The 1,627-nt window shown below is 41.3% G+C and carries 1 protein-coding gene and 1 tRNA gene; both read right to left on the bottom strand.

Annotated elements, in window-relative coordinates; translation table 11 throughout:
* Window positions 1-67 precede the first annotated feature (67 nt).
* Window positions 68-1,267 (bottom strand): 30S ribosomal protein S1, encoded by a 1,200-nt coding sequence (gene rpsA / locus ADH92_RS04000; RefSeq protein ID WP_003011990.1) that lies wholly within the window; start codon window positions 1,265-1,267, stop codon window positions 68-70.
* Window positions 1,268-1,435: 168 nt separating this feature from the next.
* Window positions 1,436-1,507 (bottom strand) — tRNA-Gln (locus tag ADH92_RS03995).
* Window positions 1,508-1,627 lie beyond the last annotated feature (120 nt).

The following is a 1,627-nucleotide window of genomic DNA, read 5'->3' as shown; positions in this document are numbered from 1 at the left end:
TGCGTCTTGCTCGACAATCCAAAAATAATTGAGAGGCTAGGACTTTTGTCCCAGCCTCTTTTGAATATTACAATTCGATATCGCCAAACAAGTCAGCCATTGAGAATCCAGTTTGAGTTTCTGGAAGATCAAAGTCGCGTTTTTCTTGTTTTGGACGACGTGGGCGAGATTGACGTTTTTCTTGTTTTTCGCCTTCTTCCTGAGCTGGACGTTCTTCAAGAGCTTTGATAGAAAGTGATACACGTTCATCTGCAGCATTTACTTCAAGAACTTTAACAGTTACTTCTTGTCCAACTTTAAGAACATCTTTTGGATTTTCAACACGTTTGTGTGAAATTTGTGAGATGTGTACAAGTCCGTCGATACCTGGCAATACTTCAACGAATGCACCGAAGTCAGTCAAACGTTTAACAGTTCCTTCGATAACATCACCAGCAGCCAATTTTTGTTCAACGCCATCCCAAGGTCCAGGTGTTGTAGCTTTCAATGAAAGTGATACACGACCTTCTTCTTCGTTCAAGTCAAGAACTTTCACTTGGATTTCTTCACCAACAGTTACAACTGATTTAGGTGATACGTTGCGTTCGTGTGACAATTCTGTCAAGTGAACCAATCCATCAACACCACCAAGGTCGATGAAAGCACCGAAGCTTGTGATACGTGCAACTTTACCAGTTACGACATCACCAACGTTCAATTTACCAAATACTTCTGCGCGTGCTGCAGCTGATTCAGCTTCAACAACTTCACGACGTGAAAGGATAAAGCGGTTTTCTTTTGGATCTACTTCTTTGATTTTAGCATCAAATTCTTGACCTACGAAACGTTCAGTGTTACGTACAAAACGAGTATCAAGCATTGAAGCTGGAATAAATCCACGAAGTCCTTCAAATTCTACTGAAAGTCCGCCTTTAACAGCGCGAGTTCCTTTAACAGTAACAACTTCTTCTTCACGTCCGACCAATTTGTCCCATGCTTTGCGAGCTTCCAAACGTTTTTTAGATACAAGGTAAGTTACTGTATCAGTATCTTTACCAACTACTTGACGAAGAACAAGCAATTCAAGTGTTTCACCTGGTTTTACCAAGTCGTTGATGTCAGCATCACGATCGTTTGTCAATTCGCGAAGAGTCAAGACACCTTCGACACCAGTTCCAGAGATTGCAACGTTAGCTTGGTTCGCGTCAACTGTCAATACTTCAGCAGTAACAACGTCACCTGGTTCAACTTGGCTAACACTGTTTAGCAAATCTTCAAATTCATTCATCTAAAAAATCCTCCAACAATCAAGTTTTCTAAAACTTGACATACTTATAATTATTTTTCCTAAGCAAGCACTCGCAATGAGATCAACTACAATCTTTAACGACTCATCCTATAAAGAAATAAAATACCTGGATAGATATTTTATCACTTATCTGATATTACCTAAGAACTGGGGTAGCTGGATTCGAACCAACGCATGAGGGAGTCAAAGTCCCTTGCCTTACCGCTTGGCTATACCCCAAAAAGAGCGCTGACATTAGTCACTTTATCATCGTCACAATGAACGCTAATGGAGAGAGAGGGATTCGAACCCCCGAACCCGAAGGAGCGGATTTACAGTCCGCCGCGTTTAGCCTCTTCG

This window comes from Streptococcus parasanguinis, from assembly GCF_001073155.1.
In the GTDB taxonomy this organism is placed as follows: Bacteria; Bacillota; Bacilli; order Lactobacillales; family Streptococcaceae; genus Streptococcus; species Streptococcus parasanguinis_D.
The sequence above is the reverse complement of the archived record's forward strand: the minus strand, read 5'-3'. Positions and strand labels throughout refer to the sequence as shown.

What these genes read in the sequence shown, in the direction of transcription:
- rpsA (WP_003011990.1), bottom strand. Translation starts at nt 1,267, where the DNA reads ATGAATGAATTTGAAGATTTGCTAAACAGTGTTAGCCAAGTTGAACCA.